Annotated in this window: 11 protein-coding genes and 4 pseudogenes; 11 read left to right on the plus strand and 4 right to left on the minus strand. The window is 66.9% G+C overall.

Annotated features, from left to right (window positions below; all coding sequences use genetic code 11):
• Positions 1-82: 82 nt before the first annotated feature.
• Positions 83-286: pseudogene (locus NYF13_RS14140) on the plus strand (YybH family protein); the annotation flags it as partial.
• 51 nt (positions 287-337) lie between these two features.
• Here the strand turns inward: NYF13_RS14140 and NYF13_RS14145 are convergent.
• Entirely contained in the window at positions 338-1,090 is a 753-nt protein-coding gene (locus NYF13_RS14145) for a hypothetical protein (protein WP_315656846.1), read from the minus strand.
• Between the two features lie 334 nt (positions 1,091-1,424).
• On the opposite strand from NYF13_RS14145, the pseudogene NYF13_RS36690 reads away from it, so the two are divergent.
• From NYF13_RS36690 to NYF13_RS14170, 6 genes and pseudogenes are all read left to right on the plus strand, one after another.
• A pseudogene (locus tag NYF13_RS36690) lies at positions 1,425-1,559 on the plus strand (hypothetical protein); the annotation flags it as partial.
• A 140-nt stretch (positions 1,560-1,699) separates the two neighbouring features.
• Positions 1,700-2,986, plus strand: a complete 1,287-nt coding sequence (locus NYF13_RS14150) for an MFS transporter (protein ID WP_315656847.1) — start codon at positions 1,700-1,702, stop codon at positions 2,984-2,986.
• 5 nt (positions 2,987-2,991) lie between these two features.
• A complete protein-coding gene (locus tag NYF13_RS14155; protein ID WP_315656848.1) occupies positions 2,992-3,732 on the plus strand; it encodes a class I SAM-dependent methyltransferase in 741 nt (246 codons plus the stop codon).
• Positions 3,733-3,777: 45 nt separating this feature from the next.
• On the plus strand, positions 3,778-4,686 hold the full coding sequence (locus NYF13_RS14160) for a phytanoyl-CoA dioxygenase family protein (protein ID WP_315656849.1): 909 nt from the start codon (positions 3,778-3,780) through the stop codon (positions 4,684-4,686).
• A 454-nt stretch (positions 4,687-5,140) separates the two neighbouring features.
• Positions 5,141-5,581 (plus strand): annotated as a pseudogene (locus tag NYF13_RS14165) (IS701 family transposase); the annotation flags it as partial.
• A gap of 647 nt (positions 5,582-6,228) precedes the next feature.
• On the plus strand, positions 6,229-7,569 hold the full coding sequence (locus NYF13_RS14170) for a cytochrome P450 (protein WP_315656850.1): 1,341 nt from the start codon (positions 6,229-6,231) through the stop codon (positions 7,567-7,569).
• Positions 7,570-7,576: 7 nt separating this feature from the next.
• On the opposite strand, the gene NYF13_RS14175 is transcribed toward NYF13_RS14170, so the two are convergent.
• Positions 7,577-8,632 (minus strand): IS630 family transposase, encoded by a 1,056-nt coding sequence (locus NYF13_RS14175; RefSeq protein WP_315656853.1) that lies wholly within the window; start codon positions 8,630-8,632, stop codon positions 7,577-7,579.
• Between the two features lie 520 nt (positions 8,633-9,152).
• Positions 9,153-12,008 (minus strand): BTAD domain-containing putative transcriptional regulator, encoded by a 2,856-nt coding sequence (locus NYF13_RS14180; RefSeq protein WP_315656855.1) that lies wholly within the window; start codon positions 12,006-12,008, stop codon positions 9,153-9,155.
• 166 nt (positions 12,009-12,174) lie between these two features.
• Between NYF13_RS14180 and NYF13_RS14185 the strand changes: the two are divergent.
• The 4 genes and pseudogenes from NYF13_RS14185 to NYF13_RS14200 all read left to right on the plus strand — a co-directional run.
• Positions 12,175-12,549: pseudogene (locus tag NYF13_RS14185) on the plus strand (IS5/IS1182 family transposase); the annotation flags it as partial.
• Positions 12,550-13,679: 1,130 nt separating this feature from the next.
• Entirely contained in the window at positions 13,680-14,156 is a 477-nt protein-coding gene (locus tag NYF13_RS14190) for a DUF6924 domain-containing protein (protein ID WP_315656856.1), read from the plus strand.
• Positions 14,157-14,568: 412 nt separating this feature from the next.
• Positions 14,569-15,225, plus strand: a complete 657-nt coding sequence (locus tag NYF13_RS14195; RefSeq protein ID WP_315656857.1) for a DUF6461 domain-containing protein — start codon at positions 14,569-14,571, stop codon at positions 15,223-15,225.
• A 308-nt stretch (positions 15,226-15,533) separates the two neighbouring features.
• Positions 15,534-17,201, plus strand: coding sequence for a serine/threonine-protein kinase (locus NYF13_RS14200; RefSeq protein ID WP_315656858.1), 1,668 nt, complete (start codon positions 15,534-15,536; stop codon positions 17,199-17,201).
• 197 nt (positions 17,202-17,398) lie between these two features.
• On the opposite strand, the gene NYF13_RS14205 is transcribed toward NYF13_RS14200, so the two are convergent.
• On the minus strand, positions 17,399-17,803 hold the full coding sequence (locus NYF13_RS14205; protein ID WP_315656860.1) for a hypothetical protein: 405 nt from the start codon (positions 17,801-17,803) through the stop codon (positions 17,399-17,401).
• Between the last annotated feature and the right edge of the window lie 440 nt (positions 17,804-18,243).

The following is an 18,243-nucleotide window of genomic DNA, read 5'->3' on the forward strand; positions in this document are numbered from 1 at the left end:
TCCGACCGAGGTGATCGAGCAGACCAAGACGTGGTTCGGCAGCTACCCGGGTCCCATCGGCTACTAAGTCGAACAGCTCACCGCACACGCGGACGGCGATGTCGGGTTCTGCACGTTCCTCTACCATGTCACCGGCGAACTGGCCGATGGCAACCAGGTCGACATGTGGGTCCGCGCCACCCTCGGCTGCCGCCGGATCAACGGGACGTGGCGCATCGTCCACGACCACGAATCGGTCCCGTTCGACCCGGCCACCGGCGCGGCGCTGCTCGGCTTGACGCCCTGAGGTTTGGCGACGTCGGTTGCCCGTTTCTGAGTCGTGTCATTGGTGTAATTCCTATAAGCCAAGAGTCTTTTCCATCTGAGTGACGGCGTTCTGATGAGTTTCGTCGGCGGGATCCATGATCCACAGGCGGCCGGTGGCGGGGCGGAACCCGAGCGCTGCCCAGGTGCGGCGTACCTGCTCAAGGGCCGGTTCGAAGGTCGAGTCGTCTTTGAGTAGTGCGCTGTCGAGGCTGATGGGGAACGGCAGTACGGCGACGAGCCGAGGGTCGGCGCAGACCCAGCGCAGCAGGCGGCCGGCGAGGAGCCGTCCGACTCCGCCGAGGCCGCGCCAGGCCGGCGCGAGCCGTACTCGATCGATGATGACGACGTGGGTGCCGAGGGACTCGATCTGATCTTCCAGATCGTCTTGGAGTGTGACGAATCCGAACTGGTCACGGCCGCCGAAGAGGGGGATGAATTTTGCGTAGTCTTCGCTGCGGGCATCGAGTGCGTCGTGCACGTCCTCGACGTGCTGGAGGTCGATGGTCAAGCCGTTGGCTTCGAAGATCGTGACATCGCTGCTTTCCTCGTCGAGTTGTTTCGTCGAGAGTGCCGTGCCTTCTGCCTTGTACCAAGGTTGGATGCCGTCAGCTTCGTCCTCGTCGGGAAGGACTCGCACGGTGGCGCTGGCCCACCAATCGCTGGTGCCGGGGTCGGTCTCGTCGCTTCCGGCGAGGCTTGCCTGGCTGCTGTGATGAAGCTCAACCCACTCCAGCTGGGCAAGCAGCTGTCGCGAGAGGTCGGAGTCCCTGCGGCGTGCGGCCATAGGTCCGTAGTACTCGGATTTCTCGATCTGCTCAAGATGGGCGCACTCTGATCCGACGGGACAGTCGGCGGCAGGGAGTCGTGATGGCGGAGCATGGTGTGTGGAAGCGGTGTGGGTGTGTCGATCCGGAGACAAAGCGTCCGTACGGGCCTCGGTGTCCCAGGCTGGCTGCGCGGGGGCACGGAAGCTGGTATTCACGGTGGAGTTGCCGGGGCAGCGCGACGGTGGACGGTGCCGGCTGCGGCGTGGTGGGTTTTCGTCTCGGGCGGCGGCGGTGCAGGCTCAGCGGTATTGGCGGGGTGAGGATGTCGAGCCTGATCTGAGTTTGGTGACGGTGGGTCAGTGGCTGGATATCTGGTTGGCGACTCGGCACGGGATTCGTCCCGCGACGCGGAGGATCTACACCCAGCTCGTGCGGGACTACCTCAGGCCCGGCCTCGGGAATGTCGCACTGGCGGACCTGACGATAGGTCGGGTGCAGGCGATGTCCACGAGCCTGCTGCGAGCGAACGCCGCCCGGGTCCGGCCGTTGTCGCCGACGACGTTGCAGCGGATACGTGAGGTGCTGCGTGCGGCGCTGAACGGGGCGATCCGGCGTGAGTTGAAAGGATGGAACAAGTGCGGTCAGCCACCGAGGGTGGGGTCCCGGAGGAGGTCGAGGTCCTGCGGGTCCCGGCGTTCCGGTGGCTTTGGGCCGCGAACGGCTTCCGGTACTCGGCGGCCCAGGTCGCCGGGTTCGCCCTCCCGATCACCGCGGTCTTGCTGCTCGGTGCCGGTCCGCTGGCCATGAGCCTGGTGTTCGTCGCCGCCCGCTCGGGTTACCTGCTGGTCGGGCTGCCTGCCGGGGTGTGGGTCGACCGGTGGCCCAAGCGCCGGGTACTGATCTCGGCCGACCTGGCCTACATCGTGGCGTTCGGCAGTGTCCCGGCGGCCTATCTGCTGGGCCTGCTGTCAGTGGCACAGCTCGTCGTGATCGCTTTCGTGGTGAGCGTCGCGAGCGTGTTCTTCGACGTCGCGCACACCAGCGTTCTGCCCTACCTGCTGCCGAAACGCGCTATCGCAGACGCGAACGCCCGGCTGCAGACGTCGGAGAGCACCATCCAGGCAGTGGCGCCCGGTGTGGCGGGCGCCCTGACCCAGGCCGTCGCCGCACCGTTGCTTTACCTGTTCGCCGCGCTGGGCCACCTGTGCTCCGTGCTGCTGGTGAGCCGCGTCCATCCCGAGAATAAGAGCCCGGCGCCGCCCGTCCAACGCGGCTTCCGACGGGAGATCGTCGCCGGGATCCGGATGCTGTTCGGCCACCCATTGCTGCGGACGTTCCTCACACAGGCCGCGCTGATCAACCTCGGGGCCGGGATCATGCTGTCCCAGTTTCCACTGTATCTCCTGCGCGACATCGGCATCCCGCCGTGGGGTTTCGGCCTGCTTTCGACGGCGGGCGCGATTGCCGGCGTGGTGGCCTCACTGGTGGCACCGGGACTGCGCCGCCGGTTCGGCGAAGTCCGGATGACCCTGGTGTTCTCGGCGCTGGCGCCGGTCGCCGTGCTCGCGGCGCCCCTGGCCGGGATCCTGCGGTCCGCGGCTATTCCGCTGGCCGGGCTGGCGGAAGTCCTGATCGGCTTCGTCATCGTAGGCCGGTCCGTGGCCGCAGCCGGTATTCGTGCCCGGGTGACACCAAACGAATTCCTGGGACGCGTCTCGGCGGCCAACAGCGTGGTCACTCAGGGGGCGACTCCGCTGGGCGCGCTGCTTGGCGGCCTCGTCGCCAATGCATGGACCTTGCCCGCCGCCCTGTGGTTCGGCGTACTCGTGATGACCGGCCCGCTGGTCGTGCTGCTCCTATCGCCGCTGGCCGGGCACCGGGCCCTGCCTGAAGAGTGGGAGGTCGAACGATGACGTCTTTGCTGACCGAGCTGGAAATCGGGGACGCGTTCGGGAACGCGGTTATTCGGGCGTGGCGGGATCGGCCGGTCGTGCCCGGGGTGGGCCACGAAACTCTCGAACGCGATGACGGACTGCTCATCGTGAACGACCTGTCGGTGTACTTCGCACCGTTCGACAGCTGGGGAACACCGGACCGACTTGCCGCCGAGCGCGCGACCGGGCGGGTACTCGACGTGGGCTGCGGCCCCGGCCGCCATGCGCTGCACCTGCGAGAACGTGGGCTTGACGTGCTCGGCATCGAACCGTCCGCCGGTGCGGCGGCAGTGGCCCGCGAGCGCGGGGTGGACGTCCGCGAGCTGGCCGTGCACGACGTCGACTCCACACTCGGCTCCTTCGACACCATCCTGCTGGGCGGCCAGAACATCGGTCTGCTGGAGAGTCGGCAGAAAGGGCCGGACCTGCTCAACAGACTTGCCGCGATGACGGCCCCCGGGGGCACGCTGCTCGGCGTCGCCAACGACCCGCACTCGCTGCGCAGCCCCTGGCACCGGGCCTATCTCGACCGGAACCGGGCACTCGGGCGTATGCCCGGCCAGCAACGCTTCCGGCTGCGCCACGGTGTCGTGGCGAGCTCGTGGTTCGACTACCTGACGCTGTCGGTCCCCGAGCTGGAAGACCTCGCCAGGCCGACCCCATGGCGGTTGACCGACGTGGTCAGATCTGGACATCAATACTTGGCGCACTTCGTCCTCGAATGAGGCGCTGGGGAGGAAACCACCATTTCACAAGCCAAGGAGTCATCGTTGAATACTTTGGAGAAAACCGCAACCGAGTATGAAGAGCAAGGTTTCAGCATCATCCGGAACGCGGTCCCGCGCGACCTGCTGGAAGAGACCAAGGCCCATGTCGCCTGGCTTACTGAGCGGTATCCGAATCTACGCCCTGAGCATTTTCACCATCCGCTGATCCGTAACGATGCTTTTTGGGTGCGGCTGGTCTCCGATCCCCGGCTGGTGGACATCGCCGAGTTCTTCCTCGGGCCGGATATCGCCTGCTTCACCGCCCACTACATCTGCAAGCCACCGTTTGACGGGCAACCGGTGCTGTGGCACCAGGACGGCGCCTACTGGAAGCTGGACCCAATGCGGGCGCTGACAGTATGGGTCGCCGTCGACGAGTGCACAAGGGACAACGGTTGCCTGCGCGTGATCCCTGGCAGCCACCGCTTGCCTCTCTATCAGCCGACGCGAAGGACGGACTCGCCGAACATGCTGTTCTCGTCCTCCGATGAAGACCTGGTCCACGAGTGGTCCGAGCGTGCGGGAATCGTCGACGTCGAGCTTAATCCGGGGGACGTCGAGATTCATCATCCGAACATCCTGCACTGCTCGGAGCCGAACACCTCGCCGCGTCGCCGTTGCGGCCTGGACATTGGCTACATCCCGGCGAGCACGCGGATCCGCAGTGACGGCCTGTACCTCGACCCGATCCTCGTCCGCGGCAGGCCCACCGACGGCACGAACACCTATCGCCCGTACCCGGCCTACGTCCCCGACGAAACGATACCGTTCACCGGCCAGGACGAGTGGAACGAGCAGATCGCTGTGCGCAACCGAGCGCTTGCCCCGGCCGGTGACACCGCGGCCGACTCCCCGCTGGACGCCACGCGACGGATGATCGACCGCCTGCGCGAAGGCACGGTCAATCGGTGATAAGCGTTCGCCATCCGAGCCCGAAGCGAACGGAGCGGAATCCATGAACGACAGGAGCGCCGCGTCGGACGGCTTCGCCTGAAATCCGGCATGGCCGAGCACGTCACCCGTAATCTGGCGGACGGCGCAGTGCCAGGGCGGGCTTCTACGCTTTTCAAGCGGCGGATTCGATCGATCCGCCCGAGGTCCTGATCGGGTGGTAACCCGGCCCTGAACAACCTGTTTCCGGCGTGCCGGAGCGCCGGAAACAGGATCCGGACAACTTTTCTTGCCAAGGAATGTCCCGCAACCCGGTGCGAAGCCGGCTGAGCCGGTAGCCGGAGGACCGGTCGACCGGCCTCAGCCGCGGGGCCGATAGCTACCTGACCGACCCGGTCGACCCGGCCGTGCTCATCGCGATCGTCGAAGCGGCGCTGCGCTACTACCACGCCCGGTCGGCCGCCGAGGACGCCTGGAACGCCGCAGTTGCGGCGACGGCGCGAAGGGGCCACGGCTGTTCGACTGGGCGGTCGCCTGGTTGCCGGCGTACGAGGACACCACCCCACCAGGCTGGGCACGATGGCGGCTGGTGCGCCGATCCCTGATGCCTAACAGCAAGGGCGAACTCGAACTGGCTTACTACGTATGCTGTGCCCCAACGGGAACGACCGACGACGATCTGATCCGGGTCGCCGGCGCCCGGTGGGCGGTCGAGGAGTGCTTCCAGACCGCCAAGAACGAGGTCGGCCTGGACCACTACCAAGTCCGCCGCTACGACGCCTGGTATCGGCACATCACTCTGGCCATGCTCGCCCACACCTACCTCGCCGTCACGGCCGCGATCGCCCCAAAAGCCCTGGCAGCGGCCTCATCCCCATCACGCTTGGCGAGGTCAAGCGTCTCCTGGCACACCTGATCACCACCGTCCCCCAACGCACCGTGACCTGGGCCTGGTCCCACTGGCGCAGACACCACCACCACCGCGCCAAACAAGCCCATTACCAACGACGACGCACCAAAAATCACGAAGTGCTGCTGGAGTACTAGGCCAAGGGAGGCCGAGCGCGAGCTGGCCGCGGATGTCGGTCATAGCGGTGTCCTCGACGGAGTGCGTGCTCCGCCTACGTATGAGCGGATTACGACGGTTCGGAAGATACGCCGGTAGGTTCCTGACCAAAAGCTGGCATGTCATCCCAATAGTTGGGACGACAGCTGCTTGCCTTCCGAGCCGGAAGACACGTGGTCGTGCAGGGCAGCGCTCCCGTCCGCGGCCGACGAGTATCGCAGCGCCGGGCTGCCGTTCGTTGATGGCAAGGTTGTACTGCGGCGCCGGCCGCCTGAGGGAGCCTTGCGGCACGTCGAGCACTCTTACTGTGGCCTATCGGCCAGAACGGCCGCGCGACTCGACGGCAGCATGCCCGCGCAGCTCGTGGGCCTGTCCCGGCGCGGGGCAGGGTGCTTCGTAGCTGCAGATAACAGTCTACGGCTCTCCTGGAGCGTTGGCAGAGCCTTTGGCATCCAGTTGATTGCGCACAAGGGCACACCACTCGGCCCAGGCTTGCCATGAGGGCGGGCGGTGGCTTAGAACCGGGCATGAACTCCGACTGGCGAGAGATTCCCGGGCCGGTACCGGTGCCACCGAACGGCAACCTGGCCGCCATTGCCGAGGCTGGCGGTCTGCACACGTTTCAGCTGGCGTTGCACGAAAAGTATGGACCCGTCGCGAGGTTCGAGCTGCCCGGAACGTCGGTGGTTTCAGTCGCGGACCCAGAACTGCTGAGCCGGACTTCGCGGATCAACGAGCGGCCGGATGAGCTGTTCGAGTTTCTGTCTCCCCTGTTCGAGGCAGGAAACCTGCAGACGATCCCGGAGCGGGAGCACGTGCCGTGGCGGCGGCTGCTGCTGTCCGCGCTGGGCAGCCACCGGTCCCATGAGGCGCACTTCTCGGCGTTCACCCGGCTGACCCTGGAGCTGGCGGATCGGTGGGCGGGCGAGCGGGAGGTGTCGCTGCAAGAGGAACTCAGCGACCTGTCGTTGCGGATCATCTGCGAGTTCGCCCTGGGCAGTGCGGACGGCGCGGCAGAACGGATCGGCCCGGCGTTCCGGGAGTTGATCGCCGAGTACCTGGCACGGCAGTTCGGCCTGCCCTCGGCGATTCCCGAGGCCGAGCGGGCAACCAGGGCCGAGGAGGCGCTGGCCCGGGTTCGCGGAGCCATCACCAGGACGCTGGAGAGCCAGTCACGAAGTGGTGGGTTGGTGGGCATGCTGGCCGAGTCGGGCTGGAGCCCGGCCCGGATCCGGGACACCGCGGTGGCGGTGCTGCTGGCCGGTTACCACACCTCCGGCGTGGCGGTGTCCTGGGCGCTGCACCTGCTGGCCGGCCATCCCGAGATCACCCGGCGGCTCCGGGAGGAACTGGATCGCGTGCTCGGTGATCGACCGGCACCGACCTACCGGGAACTGCGCTCTCTCGACTATCTCGAACGGGTCGTCAAGGAAGCGATGCGCCGGTACCCGCCCGGCCCGTACGCCGCCAGGGAACTGACCGAGGACCTGGTGCTCGGCGACCATCTCGTCCCGGCGGGTACCACGTTGATGTATCCGATCTGGGCGATACACCTGAATCCGGTCCACTGGCCCGACCCGGAGCGCTTCGATCCGGAGCGGTTCACGGCGAAAGCCGCCGAGGGGCGGCCGAAGTTCGCTTACCTGCCGTTCGGGTTCGGCCCGCGCAGCTGCGAAGGTGCCGCGCTGGCCATGGTCGAGGTCAAGCTCATGCTCGCGATCCTGGTGAAGCACTTCGAATTCGCTTCAGTGCCCGGGCACCGGGTCACACCGGTCGAGCGATTCGTGCTGTGGGCACGTGACGACATCCGGCTGAACCTGACTCCCCGCGACCGCTAGTGCCTCATCAAGCAACGTTGGGTAGGTAATCGGGGCGGCGGATCTTGGAGTTGACGGCGAAGTGGCGTTTGGGGTGGCAGTGTCGGTTGCGCCAGCGCAGGTAGCCGGCGATCGCTGTCTCTTGGGCGGCGTGGCTGGGGTAGTCGCTGCCATCGAGGGTGAAGTAGCGGATCGCGGTGAACTCGCACTCGATCCAGTTCAGCCACGACGCGTTGGTGGGTGTGTAAACCAGCTCGATGTCGTTGGCCGCGCACCAGGCCCTGACCTCGGCTTTGCCGTGCGGGCCGTAGTTGTCGCAGACCAGGTAAAGCTTCCCGGCCGGGAAGCGGCGGCGGAGCTGCTTGCAGAAGTCGAGGAACTGGGGCCAGCGTTTGCGGTCACGGAACCGGTAGAACATCTGCCCAGTGGCCAAGTCGAGCGCGGCGAACATGTGCCGGATGCCCTTGGTCCGGGTGTAGGTCGCGCGCAGCCTGGCCGGACGACCGCGCGGGAACCAGCCGCGGCCGGGGCGGGGTTGCAGGTTCAACGGCCCGAACTCGTCCACGCAGATCACCCGCCCGTCGGCGGGCGGATGGTCATACAGGTCGAGGATGCGGGTCTTCTTCGGTATGAAGTCCGGGTCCTTGCTGGCTTTCCAGGTCTTCGTCGCCTGCCACGACACGCCCTCCGCACGGAGGATCTGCCGGACGGTCTCGGTGCTCACCACCAGCCGCGCATGCTCGGCCAGATACTCGACCAGCTTGGTCAGGCTCCAGGTCGTCAACGGCAACCCCGGCTCGGCGGGCTGACACGCAGCGATGCGGCAGATCTGCTCACGGGCGGCCGACCCGAACTTACGAGGTCGGCCGCCCCTCCATTTTGGGGACAACGCCGCGAACCCGGAGTCGTTGAACGCGTGGATCACCTCGCGCACATACCCCTCGCTTGCTGCGAACATCGCCGCGATCTCACCTGCGGACCGGCCTTGGGCCGAGGCCAGCACGATCCCGGACCGCCGCAGCCGCACCCGATCCCGGGTCGACTTGGTGATCTTGACCAGCCGCTGGGCCTCCTCCGGCTCCAACGACCGCGCGAACACCTCGGGCTGACGTGCCATGGCTCACCTCCACCGGGCAGCCTCGTGGTCACCGGCCCGGATGTCCACGCGACACAGTTACCGCGTCAACGTTCCTTGCCGAGGCACTAGTGTTCCTTGATTCCCTTTGCTCTGCGTCGGGTTGATTGGTCGTGCGGTTTGCTTGCCGGGTGGCGTTGACGGTGGGCCTGGAGCACGGCGGTCGGGGCCTGAATTCTGGCTGCGATGCGGGTGAGCCGCCGGTGGAACCGGGTTGACGTACTGGTGGAGCCGAGTGACAGCCGCGAAACTATGGCACGAAGAACTTGTTCGCCGCGGTGAACGTGAGCACAGGCGAGGTATACGGCGAATGTGCCCCCGCCCGCGACGGCGCGCACCGGGAATCCACGCGGCAAGGTTGAATGACGCCCCTCGCAGGTCTACTGCGCTGCTGTCACCGTCCACTGTGTCTTCGCCACGCCTGTACGTGCTTGTGGTTGCCCGGTAACGATAATGGCGGTTGGTCCGGTCAGCTTCCGGGCCGGCCGAGGGTGTCGAGCTGCCGCTGGACGCGGTCGGCGGCCTCGTCCTGCCCGTTCTGCCGGTAGAGTTCGAGCGCCCTGTGCCAGGTTGTGCTCGCTCGCTCGCGGTCACCGAGCGCGGCATAGGGGTGGCCGAGGTTGTCGAACACTCCGGCGGCGTAGACGTAGTGGTCGATATCGGCGAGCAGGCCGAGCGCTTCCTGGTGGCGCTCGATGGCTTGCCGGTGGTGACCTGTGCGATGGAGGATATACCCCAGATCGTCGAGTGTCGCCGCCCGGATCGTCTGTCCCGGCAGGTCGTCGAGGCTTCGCTCGAGGGCGAGTGCGGCTTCGCCGCAGGCGCGGGCGGCGTCGAACTCGCCCAGCTTGGCCAGGGCGTGGCCCATGGCGGTGAGGTATCGGCCTTCCCCGGTCGGTTGTCCGGTCGAGAGGTGGAGGTCGCGCCCGCGCGCGGCGTGTTCCAGGGCTTGCCGATAGTCCCGTTGCCCTAGCCGGGTTCGGTAAAGCATCAGCTGGATTCGGGCTTGCTGGTCGAGGTCGTGGTGCCGTTCGGCCAGGGTGAGGGCTTGGTTCAGGTGTTCCAGCGCTTCGTTGTCTCGTTCGAGGTCAACGTATGCGCTGCCCAGGTGCCGGTGCGCGTGGATGCGCGCGGTGGGCCCGGGCAGGTGCCCGCTGGCCTCCATCGCGGCCTGCCACGCCGCGAGCCGGCCGGAGCGGTCCCCCCACCAAAGCTGAACCGTGTTGAGCGACCAGGCCAGCTGCCACACGGAGAGGTGCCAGGCGTGGCTTACCGCGACTTCCTGGGCCGCGAGCAGGTTGGGATGTTCGGAGTCGAGCCAGGCGGACGCGTCCTGCGCGGTGCCCAGGGCTTGCGGGTGTACTCCGGGGGCAGGCGGGCCGAACTTGATCGGGATCGCCGTGCGGGCGGTGTTCATGAGTTCTTCGGCGTGGCCGGCGGTGTGGGTATAGAAGTCGAGTAGGCGTTTGAGCGCGGTCTGTGTTTCGGCCTCGTTGTGGTGAGTGTGGACTTCTTCGGTGGCGTATGCGCGTAACAGGTCGTGAAGGGTGTAACGGCCGGGGGTGGGTTCAGTGACAAGGTGTGCCCGGGCGAGTTCATCGAGGGCGTTGCGGGTGGTGGTGGGGCCGTCACCGGTCAGGCTGGCGATGGCGAGGAGACTGAGCTCAGGGCCTCGGTGCAGACCCAGGAATCGGAAGATCCGGGCGGTGCCGGGCTCGAGGGTGCGGCACGACCAGGAGAAGACGGCGCGTACGTCGGCGGTGGTATCGCCTGTGGTGAGGACGTCCAGTCGTCGGTGGGTGTCGCGTAGTTCTTCGGCGAGGGCGGCGAGGGGCTGGGTGGGGTGGAGTGCGGCTCGTGCGGCGGCGATGTTCAGGGCCAGGGGGAGCCGTGCGCATGACCGGATCAGGTCGTCGGCTGCGGCTGGTTCATCCGCGACGCGGTCTTCGCCCAGCCTGCGGGCCAGCAGTTCGCGGGCTTTGTCGTGGGTGAGCAGTTCCAGTCCGAGTGGCGTGGCGCCGTCGAGGGCGATGAGCCCGGCGAGCTGGTCGCGGCTGGTTGCTATGACGACGCAGCCGGATGCGCCGGGCAGCAGCGGTCGTACTTGCGCGGCGTCGCGTGCGTTGTCCAGTATGACGAGCATGGTGCGGTCTGCCATCCGGGTGCGGTAGAGCGCGACCCGCTCGTCCGGATCGGTAGGAATGCTGGGGCCGGGGACGCCGAGTGCGGTGAGGAATGTTCGTAGCGCGTCCGGGGCGGCTATCGGTTGTGTGGTGGGGTGGTAGCCGCGCAGGTTGATGTATAGCTGGCCGTCGGGAAATTGGTGGGTGTTGTGGTGGGCCCAGTGCAGGGCCAGCGCGGTCTTGCCGATTCCGGCCATGCCTGCGATGGCGGAGATCACGATGATGGAGGTGTTTTTCGTGGTGGCCAGTTGGGTGTCGAGGAAGCCGAGTTCCCTGGTACGGCCGACGAAGTGCACGCTGGCTGGTGGAAGCTGCCGCGGGATCGCCTGCCTGGCCGATGGCACCGATGCGGGAGCCGGTTGCGCCGGCATCGTGGCGGCCCGACCGGCTCCGCCGGCCAAGCCGGGGTCGTCGGTCAGGATGGCGTGGTGCAGCGCCTGCAGCTGTGGCCCGGGGTTGATGCCGAGCTCTTCGGCGAGGATCGTGTTGGCCTTGCGGTAGGCCGCCAGCGCTTCACCAGCCCGCCCGGATCGGTGGAACGCCAGCATCAGCTGGGCCCAGAACCGTTCCCGCAGTGGGTGGACGGTGCTCAGCTCGACCAGTTCGGCGATCCGCTCCGCATGCCGGCCGTGGACGAGGTCGAGGTCGATACGCTGCTGTAGCGCGGCCAGCCGCAGTTCGACCAGGCCCGGTACCACCTCGCGGTGCAGGACGTCGCTGGGCACGTCGGCCAGCGGTTCTCCCCGCCACAGAACGAGTGCTTGGTCCAGCAGCGCCTCCGCCTGCTCCGGTTCGGCGGACCTGGCCGTGCGCACGAGGGAACGGAAACGGAGCACGTCCACCACATCGGGATCCACCTCGAGGCGATACCCGGCCGGCGAGCTGACCAGCACACCCGGCCCGGCATCGGCGGCCACGATCCGGCGCAATCGCAGCACGTAGTTCTTCACTGTGTTCCGCGCACCGGATGGCGGCCGCTCATCCCACAAGCAGGCGATCAGCCGTTCGACGGTGACCGGCGCGCCCGCCGTCAGCGCCAGAGCCGCTATCAGGACTCGCTGCTTCGCCGCCGGGATCGGCACCGGCACGCCGTCACGGCGGACCTCCATCGACCCGACCAGGCGGATTTCCCATCCAGCCACCACAACAGATTTCCCCCGCCACTGGATCGGAACGGACCATTCGACCCTGCCACATCGCGCGCGTGACCGTCCAGTGCCCGAGGAGCGACCGGACGTTCGAACTCCGGCTATCCTGTGGTCGGAATGGACGTGGAGCGCGTCCGATTCTCCTGGCTGTGCCGGCAACGGCGAACCGTTCGCCGAGGTCGGCGCCGGGTTCGACGTCTCCGCCACAATCTGCTGTCGCTACCTCAACGAGACCGTGGAATTCCGGGCCGCACGCGCCCCGGAACTACGCGCGGCACTACGCAGGGCGAAACCCGACCGCCTACGTGATCATCGACGGCAACCTGATCCCGATCGACCGGGTCGCTGCCGACCGGCCGTGCGGTTCTGGCAAGCACAAAATGCATGGCATGAACCCGGCAGATCGTCGCCAGATTCCCGCTGATCTGCGTGACGCCGGGCTCACGCACGGCTGCGCGGTCCCGGCGAACGCGCCAACGCCCGGCTCGTCAAAGTCATCCACGTCCTGCAGAACTACGAGATCACCGCAGGATGAAAAGGTTTGCTGCCGCAATCATGCGTACCTTTGTGCCCACCGGCCATCACGTGACACAGTCCGGTGTGGACAGCGTTTCGTGGAGTAGTCAGCGTGACGCAACCGGGTGTTCGGCGTGCTCCGACGGTGTCGGTGATGGTTGCTGCCGTTCGTCGGTCGTCGGTGGGTGGTGCTGTCCGGAAGCCGTACGGTCGGCGCGGCAAAGTCGGCTTCCGCTCGAACGATCGACGCCCGCCGGGCATCCGTAAGCAACTGTGACCGCGACAAACGATCCGGCACGGTCACCCGGTGCGAACAGGCCCGCGTACGCCCGTTCGCACCTGACATGCGTCGGGCGATTCAACCAAGAAGATCTTAGGAAATCGGGCATCGATGCGAAGACCTTCGAGCAGAGATGCGCAGACTGGGTTGATCTTCCGCCCGGCCTGGATGGAAGGTGTGCTGGTAACGAATGTCGATGGTGACGAAACCAAAGGGGTTCTTCATGAAGAAACTTGTGACAGTTGGGCTTCTGGGGTTCGGGGTGCTGGTGGTCCCCGCGTTGGCCGCCGAGGCCCCGAGCCAGTGGTACAACGGTGAGGTCCTGTCTGCCGCGGTCTCGAATTCAGCCGCCAGTACTCCAGATCAGTGGTACGACAGCGAGTAGCTGTCATTTTGACCTTGATCGTCAGAGTGCTGTCTGCGCAAGCAGGTCGGTTGCCAGAGCCGCCATCCCGAACAGGCAGGTCCAGAGCCTGTCCGCCGGCTTGACGAGCCGCCGGTGATTTCGGCTGACCGGCACAGGTACCCCGGTGAGCGGCGTGCCGCGCAGGATCCGATCCGACCGGCTGCTGACGACGGCATCGTCCTGCCGTTGCCGATGGTGCACCTACCGGAGACCGCAGGCCGGCGATCGACTCGAAGACGTTTTCGCGCGCGATGACGAAGCGGGGCCTGGCTGGATCGGCCTGGAGAGTCCTTTGGGCAAGGTTGATCGTCCTTGTGACGGATCGTTTTTGGCAGGGGGTACTCGACGCTAGGCTTTTCGGGGTCGACGCGAATCGCGTCTCTGCCGGGTGGCCAGGAGGATCTGTGCTTCAAAGCGTCAGACGCGGGTTTCGGACCGCTGCCGCCTTGGCTTGGTGCGCGACATGACGACCGACTTGCCGGTGACTCCATGCGTTCCCGTGATTCGCACCGACTTTTCCGACCCGGAAGCCTGGGAGCGGTTGAAGGCCGCGATCGCCTGGGTGACGCCGGACGAGTTCGAAGCCAACGTGTCCTTCGTCGACGACGAGGCCTTCACCGGCCTGACGGCGCCTGATCTGCTGGAGCGGCTGCCGGACCGGGATCAGCACGCGCTGCTGTTGATCGTCGACGAGACGACGATGCGTTCTCCGGAACGCCCGATCCTGATCGTGGAACTCGACGCGGATCCCGACCTGGACAGCGACCGGCCGGACGAGCGCACCACGCGGTCGTTCCGGGCGGTCCCGCACACCGTCCAGAACATCGAGAACAACCTCTCGATCGCCAATATGGATTGGGAGGACTTCGCGGATGACGTCGACGACGACGGAGTGCTCCGGGTGCACACACTGTACGGCCGGGCCGAGGATCTGGCTTGACCGGCGTCATGCGAAAGACTGGTCTTGTCGCACTGGTGTGTCTCCTCGCGGCGTTCGGGGCCGGGGCCTGTCTGCCGATCGACGACCGGGACGGGGCGGATGCCGTTCGTGTCCACTTGCGACACCCTGACCAGTGATGACCACAGGGCGGGCAGCGCCTTGCCGGAGACGGATACCTGAACCGGTAGCTCACTGCTTGCCCCGGATCTGCCGCAGGGGCCCGCTACTGCGCCGCAGCGATCTCTGGCAAGTGGCCGGCGAAATCGCCACGGCCGATCCGCGGAAGCAGCACAACGACTGGATGACAGGAAAGCTGAGAACTGGCGAGAGCGGATCGCCACCTCGGCTTCGGCCCCCCCAATGGCTTGCGGCTCGCGGTGACCCGGACCGATGATCTCTGGAAAGGCACGTGATGACCACACCCGGATTCCCGGCCGGCACCCTGGACGAGGAGGGAATGCCCCGTTGGCTCGCAGAGATCCAGAACGACAATCTAGTCCACACGATGTGGGTCGTCCGGGGTCTCGAACCGGCCGCGGCGTTGCCCCTCCTCGACACCGACCCCGAGGAGATCCGTCCGTGCGTGCTGCCCGCCACGAAAAACCCTGACGACGAGCGTTCCCTGGCCGCTATCGCGCTCGGTCTGGACCTGCGACAGACGGTCATCGTCGCCGGCCGGGTCGGTGACTGGACTTTCGTCTTCGAAGACTCCGGCTACGGCGTCTACGTCAACGAGCTTCCCGCCGTGGTCGAGTTGTCCCGGGACGGACAGGAAGCCGCCAGCACCACGTTCACCATCAACGGCGACGTGAACCTGGAATACGCCGCCGACGGCCAGCACCTCTTTCTGGAGTCGACGAGCGCCCTCGATCCGGAACGCGCCCCGGACCGGCTCTTGCCGGCCTTTGCCGGGGCCGGCGTCGGATGTAGTCCCTGGAGCGGCGAGGACGACCTCGACGACTACCTCTGCTTGCGCGTTCTCTGCGCGCTCGCGGGTTTGGCGCTCACTCCCGGCGAGCTGCGGCAGCTCCCGCTGCTGGCCGCACCTTACGATCCCGAGCGGTACTGAGCAGGGCCCTGCGTGCCCCCTGGCCGCCCTGCGCCCTGGCGGCCGACAGCTTTCGGTGAGCTGCCCGGTACCAGCCTCCGACGGCCCATCCGGCAACACCATCCGGGGGACAGAGCGGTATCGGCTACTCCGCCACGAGCATGGCCGGGAATGACCGCGGTATCTCGCAGTCCGGCGGGTGAGCGATGGCGAGACGGCGTACGATCCTCACATTCCGGGGGGAGACAGGACGGACCTGGATGGGTTGCCGTTGGAGGAGATCGTGCGGTTCTTGCTCGTGACCGCGAAGACGATGGCGCATTTCGGCCATGGCTGAGGGCGAGTTCGCGGATCCTGGGGACCACGCCGTTCAGCGGTTGGTCGGCCAGCGTTACCGGCTGGGGCGGATGCTCGGACGCGGTTCGATGGGCACGGTGTGGGCCGCGTATGACGAACTGCTGTGCCGGGAGGTGGCGGTCAAGGAGGTTCTGCTGCCGCCCGGGATGCCCGAGGGTGCGGCCGCGGAGCAGCGGGAACGGGCGATGCGGGAGGCCCGCGCGATCGCCCGGCTTTCGCATCCGAACGTGGTGACGGTGCACGATGTGGTCCGGCAGGGCGGCGAACCGTTCGTGGTGATGGAGCTGGTCGCCTCGATCAGCCTCGCGAACCTGATCGTCGACTGCGGAGCCTTGGATGAGCCGCTCGTCGCCGCGGTCGCGGACGGGGTGGCTGCCGCTTTACAGGCCGCCCACCGGCGCGGGATCACCCATCGCGACGTGAAACCGGGCAATGTGCTGCTCGGCGAGGACGGCCTGGTCAAGCTCACCGACTTCGGCCTGGCCCGCAGCGTTTCCGAACTCACCCTGACCCGCGCTGGGTTGATGCTGGGCACGCCGGCCTACATCGCACCGGAACTGGCCCGGGGCCTTCCCACCACTTCGGCGGCTGACCTGTGGGAGCTGGGCGCGACCCTGTACGCCGCTGTGCGGGGCCGGCCGCCCTACGACGTCAACAACGACCCGTTGGACACCGTCCATGAAGTCGTGCACGGCGAGGTGCCGGATCCGGAGGGCACCGGGCCGTTGCACACGGTGATCGCCGGGCTGATGGTGAAGGACCCGGCAGCGCGGATGCCGCTGGCCGAGGTGCGCGCGCTGGTGCGCCCGATGCTGCCCGCGCCGGACCGGCAGCTGTGGTCCGCTACCGACGGGACTGCGTCGCGTCTCAGCGAGCCCGCGCACGGCGGGCCGACGAGCGGATCGGAGGCGCCGGTGTTCGATCTCGGGTCGCCGGAGCTGGCGTCGGACCCCGGACCGCTGCCCTTCGCCGCTTCGGCGGCGAAGTCTCGTCGCCGAAGCGGTCGCCGGACACTGTGGGCGGCGACCGCGGCGCTGGGGGCCGGCGCTCTGACCGTGGGCGGGGTCCTCGGGTTCCGGCCGTCCGGTGAAAAGCCCGCGAGCCTCCCCGCCGCCCCGGTGAGCAGCAGCCCGGTCGCGACGGCACCCCCGGTCAGCTTGGTCGACCACGCTGGCACGATGAAGATCACCGGGGTGACGGACGCGGCGTTCACGATCAAGGTGCCCGAGACCTGGACCGAGAACCGCGATCCGGACGCCGGCGCCGAAGGACCCGCACCCGTCGGGATCGTCAACTACGTGTCGCCGGACGCTCGGACCATGATCGAGGTCAGACGAATCTCGGGCTATTTCGATACCCAGTCCAGCACCGCGGACTACGTCCGCGGGCAGCTGCTATTGCCGATCGTGGCCAAGGAAGGCTCCGAAGTGACCACGGTGGTGTCGACGTCGCCCGCGGTCGTGGACGCTTTCTATTTCGATCGCAATCTCAGCAGTGATCCCTATTACTGCACCAAGTTGCACGTGCTGCCGCACGGCCTGGATCTGTGGGTCGTGGCAGTCACCATAAGAGTCTCGCACCGGGCAGAACTAGCGGACTTGTTCGACCAGGTCGCTTACACCTTCGAACCGGGCGACTGAAAACCGCATGGAATTTTCATCCATTGTGGACTCCAGGTGAATTTTCCCTAGAACCACGAAGAAGTAGTATCCCAGCAGTGCGGGACGAAGGTCGGCGACCTGAGTCCGTGAAAACGACTCTGGCGTCCGTGTCCTCGAGATGCCCGGTGCGGAAGCGGTGCTCTTCGTGCGGTCCTTTGTGCCCGCAAGACTGGGCCTCAACCGCAGAGCTGCTTGGCGGTCGCGGCGGGAAGGTCCGCGCAGACGTCCGAGCCAGCGTTCTCCGCGACCCAGGAACTGTTCCGGTGGGTGAACAGGACGGCACCGCCGTCGATGCCGTTGGAGAATCTGGCGACGGCCCAGGGATTTTTGCACTTGATGTCCTGGAGGCCTTTTTCGTCGATCGTGACCGCGTCCGCGATCTGCTTGTTCGCTTTGACCGCCGTGCCCAGGGTGGCGGGAGTGGCCGAGGCGCATACATCTGACTCCCCACCCGTCCTCGCTTGCGCGGAGGCGGAAGCTGGGGTCGCCGGCTCGCCGCTCTGCTGACCACTGCAGGCCGACAGCAGCATCGTCGCCGCGGCCGCGGCGACGATCCAGGTGACCGGGCTAGGTGAAGGCATGGTCCGTCCCTTCGAAGATCTTTCAACAGCGCTTCTCCCGCCGTCTGCGATACCGGTCAAGACGCCTGGCAGTGCTTTTGGTTGCGCGGGAGAGAAAAGCCGGGCCGTCCCGTCATTCGCCCGGCTGGCAGAGAGTTCGAGCTGCTACTTAACGCGATCGGTCGCTTCTTCGATGAGCAGGGCAGCGCCCGTTGGTAATGCACTACGGCCTGCTGGTGCGCGCCGCTGTGGTGGGTGATGTGACCCAAGCTGTCCAGCGTCGCCGCTCGGTCCTGCCGGTCGGCTGAGTCCGGGCGGATCCCGAGGGCGGCCTCGTAGTGGACGCGGGCCAGATCGAGGCAGACGCGCCGTTCAAGAGCAGCCAGCCGATGCTCGACCAGCCCTGGCGCCACCTCGCGGCGCAGGACGCGCTCGACCCGTCGGCCAGTGGTTCTCCGCGC

Source organism: Amycolatopsis sp. PS_44_ISF1, from assembly GCF_032335455.1.
Taxonomy (GTDB): domain Bacteria; phylum Actinomycetota; class Actinomycetes; order Mycobacteriales; family Pseudonocardiaceae; genus Amycolatopsis.

Excerpts from the sequence above, each read along its gene's own strand:
- NYF13_RS14170 (WP_315656850.1), top strand. The coding sequence starts at position 6,229 with ATGAGGGCGGGCGGTGGCTTAGAACCGGGCATGAACTCCGACTGGCGA.
- NYF13_RS14145 (WP_315656846.1), bottom strand. The coding sequence starts at position 1,090 with ATGGCCGCACGCCGCAGGGACTCCGACCTCTCGCGACAGCTGCTTGCC.
- NYF13_RS14195 (WP_315656857.1), top strand. The coding sequence starts at position 14,569 with ATGACCACACCCGGATTCCCGGCCGGCACCCTGGACGAGGAGGGAATG.
- NYF13_RS14205 (WP_315656860.1), bottom strand. The coding sequence starts at position 17,803 with ATGCCTTCACCTAGCCCGGTCACCTGGATCGTCGCCGCGGCCGCGGCG.
- NYF13_RS14150 (WP_315656847.1), top strand. The coding sequence starts at position 1,700 with ATGGAACAAGTGCGGTCAGCCACCGAGGGTGGGGTCCCGGAGGAGGTC.
- NYF13_RS14190 (WP_315656856.1), top strand. The coding sequence starts at position 13,680 with ATGACGACCGACTTGCCGGTGACTCCATGCGTTCCCGTGATTCGCACC.
- NYF13_RS14200 (WP_315656858.1), top strand. The coding sequence starts at position 15,534 with ATGGCTGAGGGCGAGTTCGCGGATCCTGGGGACCACGCCGTTCAGCGG.